Source organism: uncultured Sphingomonas sp., from assembly GCF_937871615.1.
GTDB lineage: Bacteria > Pseudomonadota > Alphaproteobacteria > Sphingomonadales > Sphingomonadaceae > Sphingomonas.
This window is the reverse complement of the sequence record NZ_CALMPA010000040.1, coordinates 41,281-58,731: the sequence shown is the minus strand read 5'-3', so window position 1 is coordinate 58,731 and position 17,451 is coordinate 41,281. Positions and strand designations below refer to the sequence as shown.

At 65.2% G+C, this 17,451-nt stretch carries 24 protein-coding genes; 23 read left to right on the top strand and 1 reads right to left on the bottom strand.

All coding sequences use genetic code 11. The features are described from left to right. The 4 genes from Q0316_RS11065 to Q0316_RS11050 form a co-directional block, all read left to right on the top strand. Positions 1-943, top strand: a 943-nt coding sequence (locus tag Q0316_RS11065; protein WP_298672285.1) for a 2-oxo acid dehydrogenase subunit E2, incomplete at its 5' end; no start/stop codon positions are given. Between the two features lies 1 nt (position 944). Continuing rightward, a complete protein-coding gene (locus Q0316_RS11060) occupies positions 945-1,154 on the top strand; it encodes a hypothetical protein (RefSeq protein WP_298672282.1) in 210 nt (69 codons plus the stop codon). Further along, positions 1,154-2,554, top strand: a complete 1,401-nt coding sequence (lpdA, locus tag Q0316_RS11055) for a dihydrolipoyl dehydrogenase (RefSeq protein WP_298672279.1) — start codon at positions 1,154-1,156, stop codon at positions 2,552-2,554. The genes Q0316_RS11060 and lpdA overlap by 1 nt, the downstream gene beginning before the upstream one ends. Before the next feature lie 7 nt (positions 2,555-2,561). After that, on the top strand, positions 2,562-3,971 hold the full coding sequence (locus tag Q0316_RS11050; RefSeq protein ID WP_298672276.1) for a hypothetical protein: 1,410 nt from the start codon (positions 2,562-2,564) through the stop codon (positions 3,969-3,971). Here Q0316_RS11050 and Q0316_RS11045 read toward each other — a convergent pair. After that, a complete protein-coding gene (locus tag Q0316_RS11045) occupies positions 3,968-4,423 on the bottom strand; it encodes a GFA family protein (protein ID WP_298672273.1) in 456 nt (151 codons plus the stop codon). The genes Q0316_RS11050 and Q0316_RS11045 overlap by 4 nt on opposite strands. A gap of 60 nt (positions 4,424-4,483) precedes the next feature. Between Q0316_RS11045 and Q0316_RS11040 the strand changes: the two genes are divergently transcribed. The 19 genes from Q0316_RS11040 to rplE all read left to right on the top strand — a co-directional run bounded on the left by Q0316_RS11040 (position 4,484) and on the right by rplE (position 17,412). After that, the gene (locus Q0316_RS11040) at positions 4,484-5,776 is read left to right on the top strand and encodes an amidohydrolase family protein (protein WP_298672270.1); all 1,293 of its coding nucleotides are present in this window, start codon (positions 4,484-4,486) and stop codon (positions 5,774-5,776) included. Positions 5,777-6,076: 300 nt separating this feature from the next. After that, positions 6,077-6,448 (top strand): 30S ribosomal protein S12, encoded by a 372-nt coding sequence (gene rpsL / locus Q0316_RS11035; RefSeq protein WP_298672268.1) that lies wholly within the window; start codon positions 6,077-6,079, stop codon positions 6,446-6,448. A gap of 45 nt (positions 6,449-6,493) precedes the next feature. Further along, positions 6,494-6,964 carry a 30S ribosomal protein S7 gene (rpsG, locus tag Q0316_RS11030; RefSeq protein ID WP_298672266.1) on the top strand — a complete coding sequence of 157 codons (471 nt, stop codon included), beginning with the start codon at positions 6,494-6,496 and terminating at the stop codon, positions 6,962-6,964. Between the two features lie 79 nt (positions 6,965-7,043). Beyond that, a complete protein-coding gene (gene fusA, locus Q0316_RS11025; RefSeq protein ID WP_298672263.1) occupies positions 7,044-9,116 on the top strand; it encodes an elongation factor G in 2,073 nt (690 codons plus the stop codon). A gap of 140 nt (positions 9,117-9,256) precedes the next feature. Further along, positions 9,257-10,447, top strand: a complete 1,191-nt coding sequence (tuf, locus tag Q0316_RS11020) for an elongation factor Tu (protein WP_298672262.1) — start codon at positions 9,257-9,259, stop codon at positions 10,445-10,447. 190 nt (positions 10,448-10,637) lie between these two features. Further along, complete coding sequence (gene rpsJ, locus Q0316_RS11015; protein WP_022687067.1) at positions 10,638-10,946, top strand: 30S ribosomal protein S10; 309 nt, start codon at positions 10,638-10,640, stop codon at positions 10,944-10,946. A gap of 293 nt (positions 10,947-11,239) precedes the next feature. Beyond that, entirely contained in the window at positions 11,240-11,989 is a 750-nt protein-coding gene (gene rplC, locus Q0316_RS11010; protein WP_298672260.1) for a 50S ribosomal protein L3, read from the top strand. A 3-nt stretch (positions 11,990-11,992) separates the two neighbouring features. After that, positions 11,993-12,610, top strand: a complete 618-nt coding sequence (gene rplD, locus Q0316_RS11005; protein WP_298672258.1) for a 50S ribosomal protein L4 — start codon at positions 11,993-11,995, stop codon at positions 12,608-12,610. Next, the gene (locus tag Q0316_RS11000) at positions 12,603-12,923 is read left to right on the top strand and encodes a 50S ribosomal protein L23 (RefSeq protein WP_298672256.1); all 321 of its coding nucleotides are present in this window, start codon (positions 12,603-12,605) and stop codon (positions 12,921-12,923) included. Before rplD ends, Q0316_RS11000 begins: the two co-directional genes overlap by 8 nt. Beyond that, positions 12,923-13,756 (top strand): 50S ribosomal protein L2, encoded by an 834-nt coding sequence (rplB, locus tag Q0316_RS10995; RefSeq protein WP_298672254.1) that lies wholly within the window; start codon positions 12,923-12,925, stop codon positions 13,754-13,756. The genes Q0316_RS11000 and rplB overlap by 1 nt, the downstream gene beginning before the upstream one ends. Further along, positions 13,756-14,034 carry a 30S ribosomal protein S19 gene (gene rpsS, locus Q0316_RS10990; protein ID WP_298672253.1) on the top strand — a complete coding sequence of 93 codons (279 nt, stop codon included), beginning with the start codon at positions 13,756-13,758 and terminating at the stop codon, positions 14,032-14,034. The genes rplB and rpsS overlap by 1 nt, the downstream gene beginning before the upstream one ends. Further along, positions 14,034-14,411: a 50S ribosomal protein L22 gene (rplV, locus tag Q0316_RS10985; RefSeq protein ID WP_298672251.1), complete on the top strand. Its 378-nt coding sequence runs from the start codon at positions 14,034-14,036 to the stop codon at positions 14,409-14,411. Before rpsS ends, rplV begins: the two co-directional genes overlap by 1 nt. Next, a complete protein-coding gene (gene rpsC / locus Q0316_RS10980; RefSeq protein WP_298672249.1) occupies positions 14,411-15,118 on the top strand; it encodes a 30S ribosomal protein S3 in 708 nt (235 codons plus the stop codon). Before rplV ends, rpsC begins: the two co-directional genes overlap by 1 nt. A gap of 12 nt (positions 15,119-15,130) precedes the next feature. Further along, positions 15,131-15,565: a 50S ribosomal protein L16 gene (gene rplP, locus Q0316_RS10975; RefSeq protein ID WP_298672247.1), complete on the top strand. Its 435-nt coding sequence runs from the start codon at positions 15,131-15,133 to the stop codon at positions 15,563-15,565. A 1-nt stretch (position 15,566) separates the two neighbouring features. Further along, on the top strand, positions 15,567-15,767 hold the full coding sequence (gene rpmC, locus Q0316_RS10970; protein WP_298672246.1) for a 50S ribosomal protein L29: 201 nt from the start codon (positions 15,567-15,569) through the stop codon (positions 15,765-15,767). A gap of 13 nt (positions 15,768-15,780) precedes the next feature. Beyond that, positions 15,781-16,065 (top strand): 30S ribosomal protein S17, encoded by a 285-nt coding sequence (gene rpsQ, locus Q0316_RS10965; RefSeq protein ID WP_298672244.1) that lies wholly within the window; start codon positions 15,781-15,783, stop codon positions 16,063-16,065. 84 nt (positions 16,066-16,149) lie between these two features. Next, positions 16,150-16,518 (top strand): 50S ribosomal protein L14, encoded by a 369-nt coding sequence (gene rplN / locus Q0316_RS10960; protein ID WP_137786756.1) that lies wholly within the window; start codon positions 16,150-16,152, stop codon positions 16,516-16,518. Beyond that, on the top strand, positions 16,518-16,835 hold the full coding sequence (gene rplX / locus Q0316_RS10955; RefSeq protein WP_298672240.1) for a 50S ribosomal protein L24: 318 nt from the start codon (positions 16,518-16,520) through the stop codon (positions 16,833-16,835). Before rplN ends, rplX begins: the two co-directional genes overlap by 1 nt. Next, entirely contained in the window at positions 16,828-17,412 is a 585-nt protein-coding gene (rplE, locus tag Q0316_RS10950; protein WP_298672239.1) for a 50S ribosomal protein L5, read from the top strand. Before rplX ends, rplE begins: the two co-directional genes overlap by 8 nt. The last annotated feature ends 39 nt before the right edge of the window (positions 17,413-17,451 follow it).

Sequence of the window (17,451 nt, the reverse complement as noted above, 5' to 3'; positions counted from 1 at the left end):
CGCCAGGGCGGAGGCGGCCAGGCCCGCGCCTGTCGCGGCGCCGGCGCGCGCCGATGGCGATCGCGTGAAGGCCAGCCCGCTGGCGCGGCGGATCGCGGCGCAGAAGGGGGTCGATCTCGTGGGTGTCGCCGGCTCCGGCCCCAATGGGCGGATCGTGAAGGCCGATGTCGAGGGCGCGAAGCCCGGCGCGGCGCCGGCTACCAGCGCGGCGCCCGCGATCAGCGCGCCGCTCGCCCCGGCGCAGGTGCCCGATATCCCGCACGACACCACCAAGCTCAGCAACATGCGCAAGACGATCGCGCGCCGCCTGACCGAATCGAAGCAGCAGGTGCCGCATATCTATCTGACGGTGGACGTGCGCCTCGACAGGTTGCTCGATCTGCGCACCGAGCTGAACGCCAGCCTCGCGTCGCGCGGCGTCAAGCTGTCGGTCAACGATCTGATGATAAAGGCGCTGGCGGCTTCGCTGATGCAGGTGCCCAAGTGCAACGTGATGTTCACGCCGGATCAGCTCATCAGCTTCCACCGCGCGGATATCTCGGTCGCGGTTTCGACGCCCGAGGGCCTCATCACCCCGGTCATCACCGAGGCGGATAGCGCGACGCTGTCTTCGATCTCCACCCGGATGAAGGATCTGGCGGCGCGCGCGCGCGACAAGAAACTGAAGCCGGAGGAATTCACCGGCGGCACCGCCTCGCTCAGCAACATGGGCATGTATGGCATCAAGCAGTTCGAGGCGGTCATCAATCCGCCGCAGGGCATGATTATGGCGATCGGCGCGGGCGAGAAGCGCCCCTATGTGATCGGGGATACGCTCGGCATCGCCAATGTCATGTCGGCGACGGGCAGCTTCGATCACCGCGCGATCGACGGCGCGGACGGCGCGGAACTGATGCAGGCGTTCAAGGCGCTGATCGAGAACCCGCTGGGGATGCTGGCCTGAGATGAACCGCGCGACCGTTTTCGAGCTGCTGTGGCACGCCGCCGCGCTGGCGATAACCGCGCTGTTCTTCTGGGCCGCCGCCTGGTCCTATCCGCAGGGTGGGGCGACGATCTGGCCGATCGGCTGGGCGACGATGGCCGCCGTGCTGGCGATGAGCCTCTATGAAATCCGCCGGACGTGGACGCGCCACGGCGAAATGCGAGACAATTGATGGCTGACACCTACGACCTTATCGTGCTCGGTTCGGGGCCGGGCGGCTATGTCGCCGCGATCCGCGCCGCGCAGCTCGGCCTCAAGACCGCGATCGTCGAGCGCGAGTTGCTCGGCGGCATCTGCCTCAACTGGGGCTGCATCCCGACCAAGGCGCTGCTGCGCTCGGCGGAGGTGTTTCACCAGATGCGCCACGCCAAGGATTACGGGCTGATCGCGGAGAAGATCTCGGCCGATCTCGATGCGGTGGTGAAGCGTTCGCGCGGGGTGGCGAAGCAGCTCAATCAGGGCGTTACGCACCTGATGAAGAAGAACAAGATCGCCGTTCACATGGGCGAGGGCAGGCTGACCGGGAAAGGCAAGCTCACCGTCACCGACAAGCAGGGCAAGACGACCGAACTGGCCGCGAAGAACATCATCCTCGCCACTGGTGCGCGCGCGCGCGACCTGCCGTTCGCCAAGGCCGACGGCAAGCGCATCTGGACCTATCGCCACGCGATGACCCCGGCGGAAATGCCGACGAAGTTGCTGGTGATCGGATCGGGCGCGATCGGGATCGAATTCGCCAGCTTCTACAACGATCTGGGCGCCGACGTGACGGTGGTGGAGATGCTCGATCGCGTCGTGCCGGTGGAGGATGCCGATGTGTCCGCCTTCCTCGAAAAGGCGCTGACCAAACAGGGCATGAAGATCATGACCGGCGCGGGCGTGAGCAAGATCGAGACCGGGCCAGGCGGCGTGAAGGCGACGCTGAAGGACAAGGCGGGCAAGGAAAGCACGGCCGAGTTCAGCCATGTCATCGTCGCGGTGGGCATCGTGCCGAACACCGAGAATATCGGGTTGAAGGAACTGGGCGTCGCGGTGGACGATCGCGGCTTCCTCAAGACCGATGCGTCATGCCGCACCAATGTGGCGGGGCTGTGGGCGATCGGCGACATCACCGCGCCGCCATGGCTGGCGCACAAGGCGAGCCATGAGGGGGTGATCGCCGCCGAGGCGATCGCGGGCGGGCATCCGCACGCGATGGACCCGCTCAACATTCCGGCGTGCACCTATTGCCATCCGCAGATCGCCAGCGTCGGGCTGACCGAGGCGAAGGCGAAGGAAGCGGGCTATGCGGTGAAGGTCGGCAATTTCCCCTTCATCGGCAATGGCAAGGCGATCGCGCTGGGCGAGCCGGAAGGCTTCGTGAAAACGGTGTTCGACGCCAAAACCGGCGAATTGCTCGGCGCGCACATGATCGGCGCGGAGGTGACCGAACTGATCCAGGGCTATACCGTCGGCAAGACGCTGGAGACGACCGAGGCGGAACTGATGGAAACCGTCTTCCCGCATCCCACCTTGTCCGAAATGATGCACGAAAGCGTGCTGGCCGCTTACGGCCGGGCGCTGCACATCTGATCCAGATATGACGATGCCGTCCCCCCGCGATCGCGCCATGCGCGCGATCGGCGGGGGGATGTTCGCGTGCTGGGCGCTGACGCTAGCCGTCTTCCGCCCCGGCTTCGCGATGTTCGATACGCTGGTGCAATATCGCCAGTTGCTGTCCGGCCAGTTCGACGACTGGCATCCGCCGGCGATGGCGCGGGCGTGGCAGGCGCTGGCGCCGCTCGGGCATGGGCAGGCGCCGCTGTTCGTGGTGCAGGTGACGTTTTACTGGCTCGGCATCGCGTTGCTGGCGATGGCGCTGGCGCGTGGTGGGCGCTGGCGCGCGGGCGTCGCGCTGGGGCTGATCGCGCTGCTGCCGCCATTTCTCGGCTGGCAGATGGCGGTGCTGAAGGATGCGCAGATGGCCGGCGCGCTGCTGGCCGCGACCGGCGTGATCGGCGCTTACCGGCTGGGCGGCGCGCGGCCCGGTGCGCTCGGTTGGGTGGGTGCCGGGTTGCTGCTGCTCTACGCCGTCCTCGTCCGCGCCAATGCGGTGTTCGCGGTCGCGCCGCTGGTGGCGATGCTGGTGCCGCTCGGCTGGCGGGGGCGGGTGGCGGTGGCGCTCGGCGGCATGGTCGCGGCGATCGCGCTGTCGCCGGCCATCAACCACCGGATTTTCGGGGCGGCGGATAGCGGGGTGGTGCGGACCCAGCCGATCTATGATCTCGCCGCGATCGCCGTGCGCGTGCCGGGCGCGGCGACCGGGCTGGCGCCGGGCGCGGTGATGCAGATGCGTGCGCGCGGCTGCGTGAAACCATATTTCTGGGATTCGCTGAGCGATTCCGGCCCATGCGGCGGCGATGTCGCGCCGCTGGTGGCGATGCCGCCGGCAAAGCTCGAACTGCTGTGGGCGGGAGCGATCGTCTCGCACCCGCTCGCTTATGCCGTGCATCGGCTCGCGCACCTCAATTCCACCATGCGCTGGCTGGTGCCATATCGCTGGCCCGGCGCCGCGCCGCCATTGATGAGCGAACGCAACGATCTCGGGCTCGGATCGCCGGGGCGAGTCGCGCGGGCGTGGCAGCGCCTTGCCGGATATGCGGTCGAAACCCCGCTGGGCTGGCCCTTCGCGTGGCTCGGGTTGGCGCTGGCCGGGCTGGTCGCGCTTGGCCGGAGCGAAGGCCGCGCGGCGGAGGTGGCGCGCGCGCTGTTCGTCTCCGCGCTTGGTGGCGAGGCGAGCTTCGCGGTGGTGAGCATCGCGTCGGACCTGCGCTATCACCTGTGGATGATGATGGCGGCGGCGATCGGCGTGGCGATCGGCTGGCCGGCGCTCGATCGCCGGCGATGGCGGATCGGCGTCGCGCTGGTGGCGCTCGCCTGCATCCCCGCGATCGCGGCGCGGATCGCGTTGCCGCTGCCGCCGCAGACCTATGCGGGGATGCTGGGTTAGGCGATCAGCGCCCGATATTCGGCGATCAGCGCGGGATATTCACCCGCCTCAGGAAAGCGCGCGAAGCTGTGGCGGGCGCCGGTTCGCGCCCATGGCAGCGCTTCGCTCGTATAGCTTTCGATGAACGGCGCGAACCAGCGCGGATCGTCGAGCATCGTCGCGCGCACGTTGACGAACCCCATTTCCGGCGCGAGTCGCGTGAAGACCCAGCTTTTGCACCAGTCGCAATGATGATGGTGGGGATAGCCGTGCAGCCCGCCGATCACCGGCTCGCCCGCGATCACGGCGAACCCCGCCTCGGGCACGGCGAGCGAGGTGGAGAAGGCGCTCCCCGTCATCCGCTGGCAGCCGGTGCAATGGCACGCCATCGCCAGCAGCGGCGGCGCGCTGATGCGGAAGCGCACCCGCCCGCAGCGGCAACCGCCCTCGATCGGCAATTCGGACAACGACATGGCTTTCCTCCGCACAACCGCCACGCCATGATAGGCCTGAAAAGAAACGGGGGGAATGTGATGACGATATCGGGAATCCTGCGCGCGTCGCTCGTATCGGCGCTGGCGATGGCCGCCGCCGGGCAGGCCATAGCCGAGACGACGGTGATTACCGCGGCGCGGATGCTCGATGTGGAAAAGGGCGCAATGGTCGATCGCCCGACGATCGTGGTCACCGATGGCCGGATCAGCGCGATCGCGGTTCGCGGCGAAGCGCCCGCAGTGGTGCCGGCGGACGCGAAGAAGGTCGATCTGGGCGACGTGACGCTGCTGCCGGGCCTGATCGACATGCACGTCCACCTGACCGGGCTGGCCGAGATCGGTGGCTATCAGTCACTCAAATATACCGACAGTTTCTGGGGCGCGGTGAGCGTGGGCAATGCGCTCAAGACATTGCGCGCGGGGTTCACCTCGGTCCGCAATGTCGGCGCGGCCAATTTCCAGGATGTCGGGTTGAAGGAGGCGATCGATGGCGGCTGGGTGCCTGGGCCGCGCATCACGCCCGCCGGCTATGCGCTCGGCGCGACCGGCGGGCATTGCGACAATAACGCGCTCCCGCCGAGCTATGACCGCAAGGAACCCTCGGTGGTCAACTCGCCACAGGAGGCGCGCGCCAAGGTGCGCTGGCTGCACAAATATGGCGCGGAGGTAATCAAGATCTGCGCGACCGGCGGCGTCTTCTCACTCGGCGATTCGGTCGGCGGGCAGCAACTGAGCTATGAGGAGATGAAGGCGATCGCGGACGAGGCGCACATGCTCCACATGCGGGTTGCCTCCCATGCGCATGGCGATGAGGGGATCAAGGCGGCGATCCTCGCAGGCATCGACACGATCGAACATTGCAGCCTTGCCTCCGACGAGGCGATGAAGCTCGCGATCCAGCACAAGACCTGGTTCGACATGGATATCTACAACGACGATTATATCCTTGCGACCGGCACCGCCAACGGCACCGAGCAGGAGAGCCTCGACAAGGAAAAGGCGATCGGCCTGAAACAGCGCCAGACCTTCCAGCGCGCGGTGAAAATGGGGGTGCAGATGCTGTTCGGCACCGACGCGGGCGTCTATCCGCACGGCGACAACGCCCGGCAATTCGCCAAGATGGTCGAATGGGGGATGACCCCGATCCAGGCGATTCGCGCGGCCACGACCAGCGCGGCGCAGGCGCTGGACCGCAGCGACGACGTTGGCGTGCTCGCGATCGGCCATTACGGGGATATCGTCGCGGTGAAGGGCGATCCGCTCACCGACGTGCGCACGCTGGAGCATCCCGTCGCGGTGCTGAAGGGCGGCGTGCCGGTGGCGATGCGCTGATCGGGGCGCGGCGGCTGCCCGTCAGGGCGCCGCTCCGCCCGGCGGCGCCCGAAGGGGCGTGAGCGATCCCCCTGACCATCGACCGGCCCGCGCCATCGACCGGCCCGGCCATTGACCCGAACGCGGCCCGAGCGTATAGGCGCGCCCGTTCGTGGGGCCTTGTGCCCTTCAGACATGCTTGAACATTGCTGGGTGCATGAAGGGCCGGGAGGTCGCGCGCGACCGCCCTGTGGTCCTTTTCGTATTCCGTAAGCTTGTGAAGGCTCCAGCAAAGTAACCTAATGAAAGGTGAAGGCTTCAATGCCGACGATTAACCAGTTGGTCCGCAAGGGCCGCGATCCGCAGAAGGCCGCCAGCAAGGTCCCTGCGATGGAACAGAACCCGCAGAAGCGCGGCGTTTGCACGCGCGTCTACACCACGACCCCGAAGAAGCCGAACTCGGCATTGCGCAAGGTGGCCAAGGTTCGCCTGACCAACCAGCGCGAAGTCATCAGCTACATTCCGGGTGAAGGCCACAACCTTCAGGAGCACTCGGTGGTGCTGATCCGTGGCGGCCGTGTGCGCGATCTTCCGGGTGTGCGCTATCACATCCTGCGCGGCGTGCTCGACACCCAGGGCGTCAAGGACCGCAGGCAGTCGCGGTCGAAGTACGGCGCGAAGCGGCCGAAGTAAGCCGTTTTTCCGCTGCTCTTCCCATCTGTTTGAAAGGTTTTTGCCATGGCGCGTCGTCGTCGTCCCGAGAAGCGGGAAATCCTGCCTGATCCCAAATTTGGTGATGAGGTTCTGTCGAAGTTCATGAATTCGGTGATGCTGGACGGCAAGAAGTCCGTCGCCGAAGGTATCGTGTACGGTGCGCTCGAAACCGTCGAGACCCGCGCGAAGAAGGAGCCGCTCGGCGTGTTCCACGAGGCGCTCAACAACGTGAAGCCGGGCATCGAGGTCCGCAGCCGCCGCGTTGGCGGTGCGACCTATCAGGTGCCGGTCGAGGTTCGCCCGGAGCGCGCGCAGGCGCTGGCGATCCGCTGGCTTATCGCCGCGGCGCGCGGGCGCAGCGAGAACACGATGGCGGCGCGCCTTTCGGGCGAGCTGCTCGACGCGTCGAACAACCGCGGCAACGCGGTGAAGAAGCGCGAGGACACGCACCGTATGGCCGAGGCGAACCGCGCCTTCAGCCATTATCGCTGGTAACCTGGCGAACGCCGCACAACTAACCATATCGTGGGGAGCCGGATCGTCCGGCTCCCCGCATCGTTGAGGAAGCACGACAATGGCCCGCAGCCATCCGCTCGAGAAATATCGCAATATCGGCATCATGGCGCATATTGATGCCGGCAAGACGACCACCACCGAGCGCATCCTTTATTACACCGGCAAGTCGTACAAGATCGGCGAAGTGCATGAAGGCACGGCGACGATGGACTGGATGGAGCAGGAGCAGGAGCGCGGGATCACGATCACGTCGGCTGCGACCACGTGCTTCTGGAACGATCACCGCATCAACATCATCGACACCCCCGGCCACGTCGATTTCACCATCGAGGTGGAGCGTTCGCTGCGCGTGCTCGACGGCGCGATCACCGCGTTCGACGGCGTTGCCGGCGTGGAGCCGCAGTCGGAAACCGTGTGGCGCCAGGCGGACAAGTATCGCGTGCCGCGCATGTGCTACGTCAACAAGCTCGACCGTACCGGCGCGAGCTTCGAGCGTTGCGTGAAGATGATCAAGGACCGTCTCGGCGCGCGTCCGGCGGTGCTGTATCTCCCGATCGGCATCGAGAGCCAGTTCATCGGCCTCGTCGATCTCGTCCATGACCGCGCGATCGTGTGGCTTGAGGATTCGCTCGGCGCGAAGTTCGAATATCGCGACATCCCGGACGACATGAAGGACGCCGCCGCTGCCGCGCGCGCCGAGCTGATCGAAATCGCGGTCGAGCAGGACGATGCCGCGATGGAAGCGTATCTCGAAGGCAATGAGCCTGATGTCGCGACGCTCAAGAAGCTGATCCGCAAGGGCACGCTGGCGTTCGATTTCGTGCCGGTGCTGTGCGGCTCGTCGTTCAAGAACAAGGGCGTTCAGGCGCTGCTCGACGCGGTTGTCGATTATCTGCCGAGCCCGCTCGACGTGCCGGCGATCAAGGGCGTCAAGCTCGACGGCGAGACCGAGGATTCGCGCCCGGCCGACGACAATGCGCCCTTCTCGGCGCTGGCGTTCAAGATCATGAATGATCCGTTCGTCGGCTCGCTCACCTTCACCCGCATCTATTCGGGCAAGCTCGAAAAGGGCTCGTACCTGAACAGCGTGAAGGACAAGAAGGAAAAGATCGGCCGCATGTTGCTGATGCACGCGAATTCGCGTGAGGACGTGGATGAGGCGTTCGCGGGCGATATCGTCGCCATCGCGGGGCTGAAGGAAACGACGACCGGCGACACCTTGTGCGCGCCGGCGGCGCCGATCATCCTTGAGCGGATGGAATTCCCCGAGCCGGTGATCGAGCTGTCGGTGGAGCCGAAGACCAAGGCCGACCAGGAGAAGATGGGCATCGCGCTCAATCGCCTCGCGGCGGAGGACCCCTCGTTCCGCGTTTCGACCGATCACGAATCGGGCCAGACCATCATCAAGGGGATGGGCGAACTCCACCTCGAAATCCTGGTCGACCGCATGAAGCGCGAGTTCAAGGTCGAGGCGAATGTCGGTGCGCCGCAGGTGGCGTATCGCGAATATCTCGGCAAGAAGGTCGATATCGACTACACCCACAAGAAGCAGTCGGGCGGCTCGGGCCAGTTCGGCCGCGTCAAGGTGACGGTGGTGCCGGGCGAGCGCGGTTCGGGCTTCCAGTTCTTCGACGAGGTGAAGGGCGGCAACATTCCGCGCGAATATATCCCGTCGGTGGAAAAGGGCTTCCGCGAAACCGCCGAGACCGGCTCGCTGATCGGCTTTCCGATCATCGATTTCGAAGTGCACCTGACCGACGGCGCCTATCACGACGTCGACTCCTCGGCGCTCGCGTTCGAAATCTGCGCGCGCGGCGCGATGCGCGAAGCCGCGCAGAAGGCGGGTATCAAGCTGCTCGAACCGATCATGAAGGTCGAGGTCGTGACGCCGGAGGATTATCTGGGCGACGTGATCGGCGACATGAACAGCCGGCGCGGGCAGATCCAGGGCACCGACACGCGGGGCAATGCCCAGTGCGTCGAGGCGATGGTGCCGCTGGCGAACATGTTCGGTTACGTGAATCAGCTGCGTTCCTTCACGCAAGGCCGCGCGAGCTATTCGATGCAGTTCTCGCATTATGACGAGGTGCCGCAGAACGTCGCCGACGAAGTGAAGGCGAAGATGGCGTAAATCCGGCACCTCCCGTTCCGCCCGCCCTGGTGGTGGTCGGACGGCGGGGGGCTGGCATTGGGTGAAAACAGTCGCTATGGGGCCGCCTTCACGGCGAGTCCTAGTGCGGCTCACACGGAAATTCAGAAGGTAGGGAATCAATGGCCAAGGCTAAATTTGAGCGGACCAAGCCGCACCTGAACATCGGCACCATCGGTCACGTCGACCATGGCAAGACCTCGCTCACCGCGGCGATCACCAAGGTGCTCGCCGAAACGTCGGGCGGCGTCGCGGTTGACTTCGCCAACATCGACAAGGCGCCGGAAGAGCGCGAGCGCGGCATCACCATCTCGACCGCGCACGTCGAGTATGAGACCGCGAATCGCCACTATGCGCACGTCGACTGCCCCGGCCACGCCGATTATGTGAAGAACATGATCACCGGCGCGGCGCAGATGGACGGCGCGATCCTCGTCGTGTCCGCCACCGACGGCCCGATGCCGCAGACCCGCGAGCACATCCTGCTCGCCCGCCAGGTCGGCGTGCCGGCGATGGTCGTGTTCATGAACAAGGTCGATCTGGTCGACGATCCCGAGATTCTCGAGCTGGTCGAGCTGGAAATCCGCGAACTGCTCAGCTCGTATGAATTCCCCGGCGACGATATTCCGATCATCAAGGGTTCGGCGACCTGCGCGCTGAGCGGCTCGGATCAGAAGCTCGGCCAGGACGCCGTGCTTGAGCTGATGAAGGCGGTGGACGAATATATCCCGCAGCCGGAGCGTCCGCTCGACAAGCCGTTCATGATGCCGATCGAAGACGTGTTCTCGATCTCGGGCCGCGGCACGGTCGTCACGGGCCGCGTCGAAACCGGCATCATCAAGGTTGGCGAGGAAGTCGAGATCGTCGGCATCCACGACACCCGCAAGACCACGGTTACCGGCGTCGAAATGTTCCGCAAGCTGCTCGATCAGGGCCAGGCCGGCGACAACGTCGGCGCGCTGATCCGTGGCGTTGCGCGCGACGAGGTGGAGCGTGGCCAGGTGCTCGCGAAGCCGGGTTCGATCACGCCGCACACCGAGTTCAAGTCGGAAGTGTACGTCCTGTCGAAGGACGAGGGTGGCCGTCACACGCCGTTCTTCGCGAATTATCGCCCGCAGTTCTACTTCCGCACGACCGACGTGACCGGCACCGTCGAGCTGCCTGAGGGCACCGAAATGGTCATGCCGGGCGACAATGTCGCGCTGGGCATCAAGCTCATCGCGCCGATCGCCATGGACGTCGGCCAGCGCTTCACGATCCGCGAAGGCGGCCGCACCGTCGGCGCCGGCGTGGTCAGCGCGATCGACAAGTAAGCGGCTCGACGCAAATCAGCCGCCCGGCACGCCGAAAGGTGTGTCGGGCGGTTGCCTTTTTATGAGGGCGCAGTTATTCGCCGCGCCTTCGGTTCGTGTTTGAAAACAGCAAGAGGCGGCCAGTGATTCGCCATCCACTTCGGGATGGCGCGTGGTTGAGTTGCCCCGCTCTTTCGCATCGGTAGGGAAAATGGACAGCAATATCCGCATTCGCCTGAAGGCGTTCGATCATCGCGTGCTCGATCAGGCAACCGGCGACATCGCCGAAACCGCCCGACGCACGGGCGCTCTTATCCGCGGTCCAATCCCGCTCCCGACGCGAATCGAGAAGTTCACGGTCAACCGTGGCCCCCACATCGACAAGAAAAGCCGCGAGCAGTTCGAGGTGCGCACCTACAAGCGTATGCTCGACATCGTGCAGCCCACCCCGCAGACGGTCGACGCGCTGATGAAGCTCGATCTCGCGGCGGGCGTTGACGTAGAGATCAAGCTGGCGTAATGGCCGGCATCCCGCGGTTGACGCCGAGTCCCGCGGGTTTGTCGTTCCCGGTGGTTCGGGGGCGAGCTTTGGAAACCCTGCCGACGCGGGGCGACTGAAAGACAAAGAGATACCGCCGGAGGGCATCGCCTTTCGGGACAGCGTCTCCCGTCATGCCCCCTTCGCGGGGGCGCCGGCCCGGGACGGGGGCGCTTCGCATTTTCCGGGCCGAACCGATCATCCCTATCAACAGGGGTGGTCACAAGCACCTGCGGGATGGGCCTGCAGGTGCCTCTGTAAGGAGCTTGTAGATCATGCGCACTGGCGTGATCGCGAAGAAAATGGGGATGACCCGCCTGTTCCAGGACGATGGCCGCCACGTGCCGGTTACCGTTCTGCAGATCGAGGCGCTTCAGGTCGTCGCTCGTCGCGAACAAAATCGTGATGGCTATACAGCCGTCCAGCTTGGCGCCGGGAGCGCCAAGGCGAAGAATGTCGCCAAGCCGCAGCGTGGCCATTTCGGCAAGGCCGAAGTGGAGCCGAAGGCGATCGTGCACGAATTCCGCGTGACCGAGGAAAACCTCCTCGACGTCGGCGCGGAGCTGTCGGCCGATCACTTCGTCGCCGGCCAGTATGTCGATATCCAGGGGCGCACGCAGGGCAAGGGCTTTGCCGGCGGCATGAAGCGCTGGGGCTTCGGCGGTCTGCGCGCCACGCACGGCGTGTCGGTCTCGCACCGCTCGCTCGGTTCGACCGGCCAGCGCCAGGATCCGGGTCGCGTCTTCAAGAACAAGAAGATGGCCGGCCACATGGGCGACAAGAATCGTACCCAGCAGAATCTTGAGGTCGTCGGCACCGATGCCGAGCGTGGCCTCATCTTCGTCAAGGGCTCGGTCCCCGGCTCGAAGGGTGGCTGGCTGTTCGTCAAGGATGCGGTCAAGGAACCGCGTCACGCTGACGCGCCGCTGCCCGCCGGCCTGAAGGCTGCCAACAGCAACACCGCTGCGGATACGCCGGCCGAGGCTTCGGTCGCGCCCGAAGCGACCGACGGCCAGGAGGGCTGATAAGTGAAGGTCAAGGTATCCTCCTTCGACGCCAAGGCGAAGGCCGCGGACGTCGAGCTTTCGGACGAGGTCTTCGGCGTCGATCCGCGTGCGGACATCCTGCACCGCGTCGTCACCTGGCAGCTCGAAAAGCGCCGCGGCACCGCGCGCGGCACCCGTGAGCGCAGCGATGTCGCACGCTCGGGCAAGAAGCTCGGTCGCCAGAAGGGCGGCGGTGTCGCCCGTCACGGTGATCGCCGCGCCCCGGTGTTCATCGGCGGCGGCAAGGCGCACGGTGCGCGTGTTCGCGATTTCAATCCGTCGCTGAACAAGAAGATCCGCGCGCTGGGCCTGAAGATGGCGCTTTCGAGCCACGCCAAGGCTGGCTCGCTGATCGTGCTCGATGCTTTCGAAGTCGCCAAGACCAAGGAGCTGAAGGGCCATTTCGAGACGCTCGGCGTCGGCAAGCGGACGCTGGTTATCGACGGCGACGCGGGCGCGGGTTTCCGTTCGGCGCGCAATCTGCCGGGCGTGGATCTGCTCCCGGCCGTGGGCGCGAACGTCTATGACATCATCAAGGCCGACACGCTGGTGATTACCCGCGCTGCGGTCGAGAAGCTGGAGGCGCGCTTCAATGGCTAAGAAGCCGACCAAGGCGATCGACAATCGTCACTATGACGTGATCGTCGCGCCGCACATCACCGAGAAGGCTACCCTTCTCTCCGAGCAGAACGCGGTTGTGTTCAAGGTGGCGCGTGACGCCTCCAAGCCGGAGATCAAGGCCGCCGTGGAAGCGATCTTCGACGTCAGCGTCGTCGGCGTGAACACGATCGTCCAGAAGGGCAAGACCAAGCGCTGGAAGGGTGCTCCCTATCAGCGGTCCGACATGAAGAAGGCGATCGTCACGCTCAAGGAAGGGCAGTCGATCGACGTGACCGAGGGGGCCAAGGCGTAATGGCACTCAAGCATTATAACCCGACCAGCCCAGGCGTTCGTGGCCTGATCCTGATCGACCGCTCGGCGCTCCACAAGGGGCGTCCGGTCAAGGCCCTCACCGAGGGCAAGACCAAGACGGGTGGCCGCAACAACAAGGGTCATGTCACGTCGCGCGGCATCGCCGGCGGCCACAAGCAGCGTTATCGCTTCATCGATTTCAAGCGCCGCAAATGGGATGCCGAGGGCATCGTCGAGCGCCTGGAATATGACCCGAACCGCACCGCGTTCATCGCGCTGGTGAATTATGCGGACGGCGAGCAGGCTTATATCATCGCGCCGCAGCGTCTGGGCGTCGGCGACAAGGTGATCGCCGGCAAGAAGACCGACGTGAAGCCGGGCAACGCCATGGAGCTGGGCCAGATGCCGGTCGGCACCATCGTCCACAACGTGGAGATGAAGCCGGGCAAGGGCGGCCAGATCGCCCGCTCCGCCGGCACCTATGTGCAGGTCGTCGGTCGCGACAAGGGCATGGTGATCGTCCGCCTGAACTCGGGCGAGCAGCGCTATATCCGCAGCGATTGCATGGCGACGGTTGGCGCGGTGTCGAACCCCGACAACCAGAACCAGAACTTCGGCAAGGCCGGCCGCACGCGCTGGAAGGGCAAGCGTCCGCTTACCCGCGGCGTCGCGAAGAACCCGGTCGACCACCCGCACGGCGGCGGTGAAGGCCGCACCTCGGGCGGCCGTCACCCGGTCACCCCGTGGGGCAAGCCGACGAAGGGCGCCCGCACGCGCCACAACAAGGCGACTGACAAGATGATCATTCGCAGCCGTCACGCGAGGAAGAAGTAATGGCGCGCTCAGTCTGGAAGGGTCCGTTCGTGGACCTGCACCTGCTCAAGAAGGCAGAAACCGCGCAGGACAACGCTGGTCGCGCCGGCCCGATCAAGACCTGGTCGCGTCGCTCGACGATCCTGCCGCAGTTCGTTGGGCTTACGTTCAACGTGTATAACGGCCGCAAGTTCGTGCCCGTCTCGGTCAACGAGGACATGGTCGGCATGAAGCTCGGCGAGTTCGCGCCGACCCGGTATTTCCCGGGTCACGCGGCTGACAAGAAGGGCAAGCGCTGATGAGCAAGCCTGCATCCCCCCGCAAGGTCGGCGAGAAGGAAGCGCTCTCGGTCGGCACGCAGATCCGCGGTTCGGCGCAGAAGCTGAACCTCGTCGCGGGCCTGATCCGTGGCCGCAAGGCCGGCGACGCGCTGAACATCCTCGCTTTCTCCAAGAAGGCGATGGCGGTCGACGCGCGCAAGGTGCTCGCCTCCGCGATCGCCAACGCCGAGAACAACCATAACCTCGATGTCGACGCGCTCGTCGTCGCCGAGGCGTCGGTCGGCAAGTCGATCACCATGAAGCGGTTCGCGACGCGCGGCCGCGGCAAGTCCACCCGCATCCTGAAGCCGTTCTCGCGCCTCCGGATCGTCGTGCGCGAGCAGGAAGAAGCCTAATGGGTCACAAGAGCAACCCGATCGGTCTGCGCCTGCAGATCAACCGCACCTGGGACAGCCGCTGGTACGCCGACGGCGCGGATTACGGACGCCTCCTGCTGGAGGACATCAAGATCCGCCAGTACATCCTCAAGACGCTGCCGCAGGCCGCGATCTCGAAGGTGGTGATCGAGCGTCCGGCCAAGCTGTGCCGCATCTCGATCTATGCGGCGCGCCCCGGCGTCATCATCGGCAAGAAGGGCTCGGACATCGAGAAGCTGCGTCGTGCCATCGGCGCGATGACTTCCTCCGAGGTCAGCCTGAACATCGTCGAGATCCGCAAGCCGGAAGTCGATGCCAAGCTCGTCGCGCAGGGCATTGCCGACCAGCTCGAGCGCCGTATCGCGTTCCGCCGGGCGATGAAGCGCGCGGTGCAGTCCGCGATGCGCCTGGGTGCCGACGGCATCCGCGTGCAGTGCGGCGGTCGTCTCGGCGGCGCCGAGATCGCGCGCACCGAAAGCTATCGCGAAGGCCGTGTGCCGCTGCACACGCTCCGCGCGAACATGGATTATGCCGAGGCCCAGGCCCACACCGCTTATGGCGTGTGCGGCGTGAAGGTCTGGATCTTCAAGGGTGAGATCCTGGGCCATGATCCGATGGCCACCGACCGGCTGATGATGGAGGCTCAGACCTCCGGCGTGCGCCCCGCGCGCGATGACCGCCGCTAAGGAGTAAGAGACGTGCTGCAACCGAAGCGCACCAAGTTCCGCAAGGCGTTCAAGGGCCGTATCCACGGCGACGCCAAGGGCGGCACCGCGCTCAACTTCGGGGCCTATGGCCTCAAGGCGATGGAGCCGGAGCGGATCACCGCACGCCAGATCGAGGCGGCCCGCCGCGCGATCACGCGTCACATCAAGCGCCAGGGGCGTTTGTGGATCCGCATTTTTCCGGACGTGCCGGTTTCGTCGAAGCCCGCCGAAGTCCGCATGGGCAAGGGCAAGGGTTCGCCCGAATTCTGGGCGGCACGGGTCAAGCCGGGTCGCATCCTGTTCGAGCTGGACGGTGTTCCGGGCGCGCTTGCCGCCGAAGCGTTTGAACGCGCGGCGATGAAGCTCCCGATCAAAACCAAGGTCGTGGCGCGTCTCGGCGACACGTCGCACCTCGGAGGCGAGTAAGATGTCGAAGAATAGTGATTTCACCGGGCAGAGCGACGACCAGCTGGGCGAAGCGCTGGGCCAGCTGAAGCGCGAGCAGTTCAACCTGCGCTTCCAGGCCGCGACCAACCAGCTCGAAAAGCCGAGCCGCGTTCGCGAGGTCCGCAAGGACATCGCCCGCATCAAGACCCTGCAGGCGCAGCGCGCCGCAGTGGCCAAGTAAAGGACGAGAAGACATGCCGAAGCGCGTGCTGACCGGGGTGATCGTCTCGGACAAGGGCGATAAAACGGTGGTCGTGAACGTGGAGCGCAAGGTCAAGCACCCGCTCTACGGCAAGATCATCCGCCGCTCGAAGAAGTATCACGCCCATGATGAGGCGAACGAGTTCAAGGCCGGCGAAACGGTGCGGATCGAAGAGACCAAGCCGATGTCGAAGCTGAAGACCTGGAAGGTGCTCGATCGGGTCAACACCCGCGCGACACCGGAGCAGGTCGATATCGACGGCGACGTCGCGGCTTGATCGTTCGTCCGGGCGACCGGGCAATAGTTTGAAGGCGGCGCTGGGTCGGTATCCAGCGTCATAAAGCGAGAAGGAAGCGGATCAATGATCCAGATGCAATCCAATCTCGACGTCGCTGACAACAGCGGCGCGAAGCGGGTGCAGTGCATCAAGGTGCTGGGCGGCTCGAAGCGCCGCACGGCCAGCGTTGGCGACATCATCGTGGTGTCGATCAAGGAAGCGCAGCCACGCGGCAAGGTGAAGAAGGGCGACGTGCATCGCGCCGTCATCGTGCGCACCGCCAAGGACATTCATCGTGCGGACGGCTCGACCATCCGTTTCGATTCGAACGCCGCGGTGCTGGTCAACAAGAACGAGGAGCCGATCGGCACCCGTATCTTTGGCCCGGTGGTTCGCGAGCTGCGCGCCAAGAAGCACATGAAGATCATCAGCCTCGCGCCGGAGGTGCTGTAATGGCCGCCGCGAAGATCAAGAAGGGTGACCGCGTGATCGTCCTGTCCGGCAAGGACAAGGGCAAGACCGGCACCGTCACGCTCGCCATGCCGAAGGACGGCAAGGTCGTCGTGGAAGGCGTCAACGTCGCCACCCGTCACCGCAAGCCGAGCCAGGCGAACCCGCAGGGTGGCCTGGAGCGTTCGGAAGCGCCGCTGCACATCTCGAAGGTGGCGCACGTCACCGCCGAGGGCAAGCCGACGCGCATCCGTTTCGAGGTGCAGGACGGCAAGAAGGTCCGCGTGGCCGTGAAGTCCGGGGAGAAGATTGATGGCTGACGCTTACAAGCCGCGCCTCCGCAAGCTGTACGACGACAAGATCGCCAAGGCGATGGTCGAAAAGTTCGGCTACAAGAACGCGCTGGAAATCCCGCGGATCGACAAGATCGTCATCAACATGGGCGTCGGCGAGGCGACCCAGGACAAGAAGCGCGTCGAGCAGGCCGCTTCGGAGATGGAGCTGATCGCGGGCCAGAAGCCGGTGGTCACCAAGGCGAAGAAGTCGATCGCGCAGTTCAAGCTGCGTGAAGGGATGCCGATCGGCGTCAAGGTCACGCTGCGCCGCGAGCGCATGTATGAGTTCCTCGACCGCTTCGTCACCATCGCGCTGCCGCGCGTGCGCGACTTCCGCGGGCTGAACCCGAAGAGCTTCGATGGCCGTGGCAATTATGCCTGCGGCCTGAAGGAGCAGCTCGTGTTCCCGGAAATCAACTATGATCGCATCGACAAGGTGCGTGGTATGGACATCATCGTGGCGACGACCGCGAAGACCGACGACGAGGCGCGCGAGCTGCTTCGCCTGTTCGGCTTCCCGTTCCCGCAGGATGCCGATGCCGAAGAGAAGAAGGCGGCATGATCGCCTTGATTACGAATCCGAACGAGAGAGCTTAAGTCC

Excerpts from the sequence above, each read along its gene's own strand:
- tuf (WP_298672262.1), top strand. The coding sequence starts at position 9,257 with ATGGCCAAGGCTAAATTTGAGCGGACCAAGCCGCACCTGAACATCGGC.
- Q0316_RS11000 (WP_298672256.1), top strand. The coding sequence starts at position 12,603 with ATGGCTAAGAAGCCGACCAAGGCGATCGACAATCGTCACTATGACGTG.
- rplE (WP_298672239.1), top strand. The coding sequence starts at position 16,828 with ATGGCTGACGCTTACAAGCCGCGCCTCCGCAAGCTGTACGACGACAAG.
- rplV (WP_298672251.1), top strand. The coding sequence starts at position 14,034 with ATGAGCAAGCCTGCATCCCCCCGCAAGGTCGGCGAGAAGGAAGCGCTC.
- fusA (WP_298672263.1), top strand. The coding sequence starts at position 7,044 with ATGGCCCGCAGCCATCCGCTCGAGAAATATCGCAATATCGGCATCATG.
- rpsC (WP_298672249.1), top strand. The coding sequence starts at position 14,411 with ATGGGTCACAAGAGCAACCCGATCGGTCTGCGCCTGCAGATCAACCGC.
- rpsQ (WP_298672244.1), top strand. The coding sequence starts at position 15,781 with ATGCCGAAGCGCGTGCTGACCGGGGTGATCGTCTCGGACAAGGGCGAT.
- Q0316_RS11060 (WP_298672282.1), top strand. The coding sequence starts at position 945 with ATGAACCGCGCGACCGTTTTCGAGCTGCTGTGGCACGCCGCCGCGCTG.
- rplN (WP_137786756.1), top strand. The coding sequence starts at position 16,150 with ATGATCCAGATGCAATCCAATCTCGACGTCGCTGACAACAGCGGCGCG.
- rplB (WP_298672254.1), top strand. The coding sequence starts at position 12,923 with ATGGCACTCAAGCATTATAACCCGACCAGCCCAGGCGTTCGTGGCCTG.
- rpmC (WP_298672246.1), top strand. The coding sequence starts at position 15,567 with ATGTCGAAGAATAGTGATTTCACCGGGCAGAGCGACGACCAGCTGGGC.
- rpsJ (WP_022687067.1), top strand. The coding sequence starts at position 10,638 with ATGGACAGCAATATCCGCATTCGCCTGAAGGCGTTCGATCATCGCGTG.
- rpsS (WP_298672253.1), top strand. The coding sequence starts at position 13,756 with ATGGCGCGCTCAGTCTGGAAGGGTCCGTTCGTGGACCTGCACCTGCTC.
- Q0316_RS11040 (WP_298672270.1), top strand. The coding sequence starts at position 4,484 with ATGACGATATCGGGAATCCTGCGCGCGTCGCTCGTATCGGCGCTGGCG.
- rpsG (WP_298672266.1), top strand. The coding sequence starts at position 6,494 with ATGGCGCGTCGTCGTCGTCCCGAGAAGCGGGAAATCCTGCCTGATCCC.
- Q0316_RS11045 (WP_298672273.1), bottom strand. The coding sequence starts at position 4,423 with ATGTCGTTGTCCGAATTGCCGATCGAGGGCGGTTGCCGCTGCGGGCGG.
- rpsL (WP_298672268.1), top strand. The coding sequence starts at position 6,077 with ATGCCGACGATTAACCAGTTGGTCCGCAAGGGCCGCGATCCGCAGAAG.
- lpdA (WP_298672279.1), top strand. The coding sequence starts at position 1,154 with ATGGCTGACACCTACGACCTTATCGTGCTCGGTTCGGGGCCGGGCGGC.
- rplX (WP_298672240.1), top strand. The coding sequence starts at position 16,518 with ATGGCCGCCGCGAAGATCAAGAAGGGTGACCGCGTGATCGTCCTGTCC.
- Q0316_RS11050 (WP_298672276.1), top strand. The coding sequence starts at position 2,562 with ATGACGATGCCGTCCCCCCGCGATCGCGCCATGCGCGCGATCGGCGGG.
- rplC (WP_298672260.1), top strand. The coding sequence starts at position 11,240 with ATGCGCACTGGCGTGATCGCGAAGAAAATGGGGATGACCCGCCTGTTC.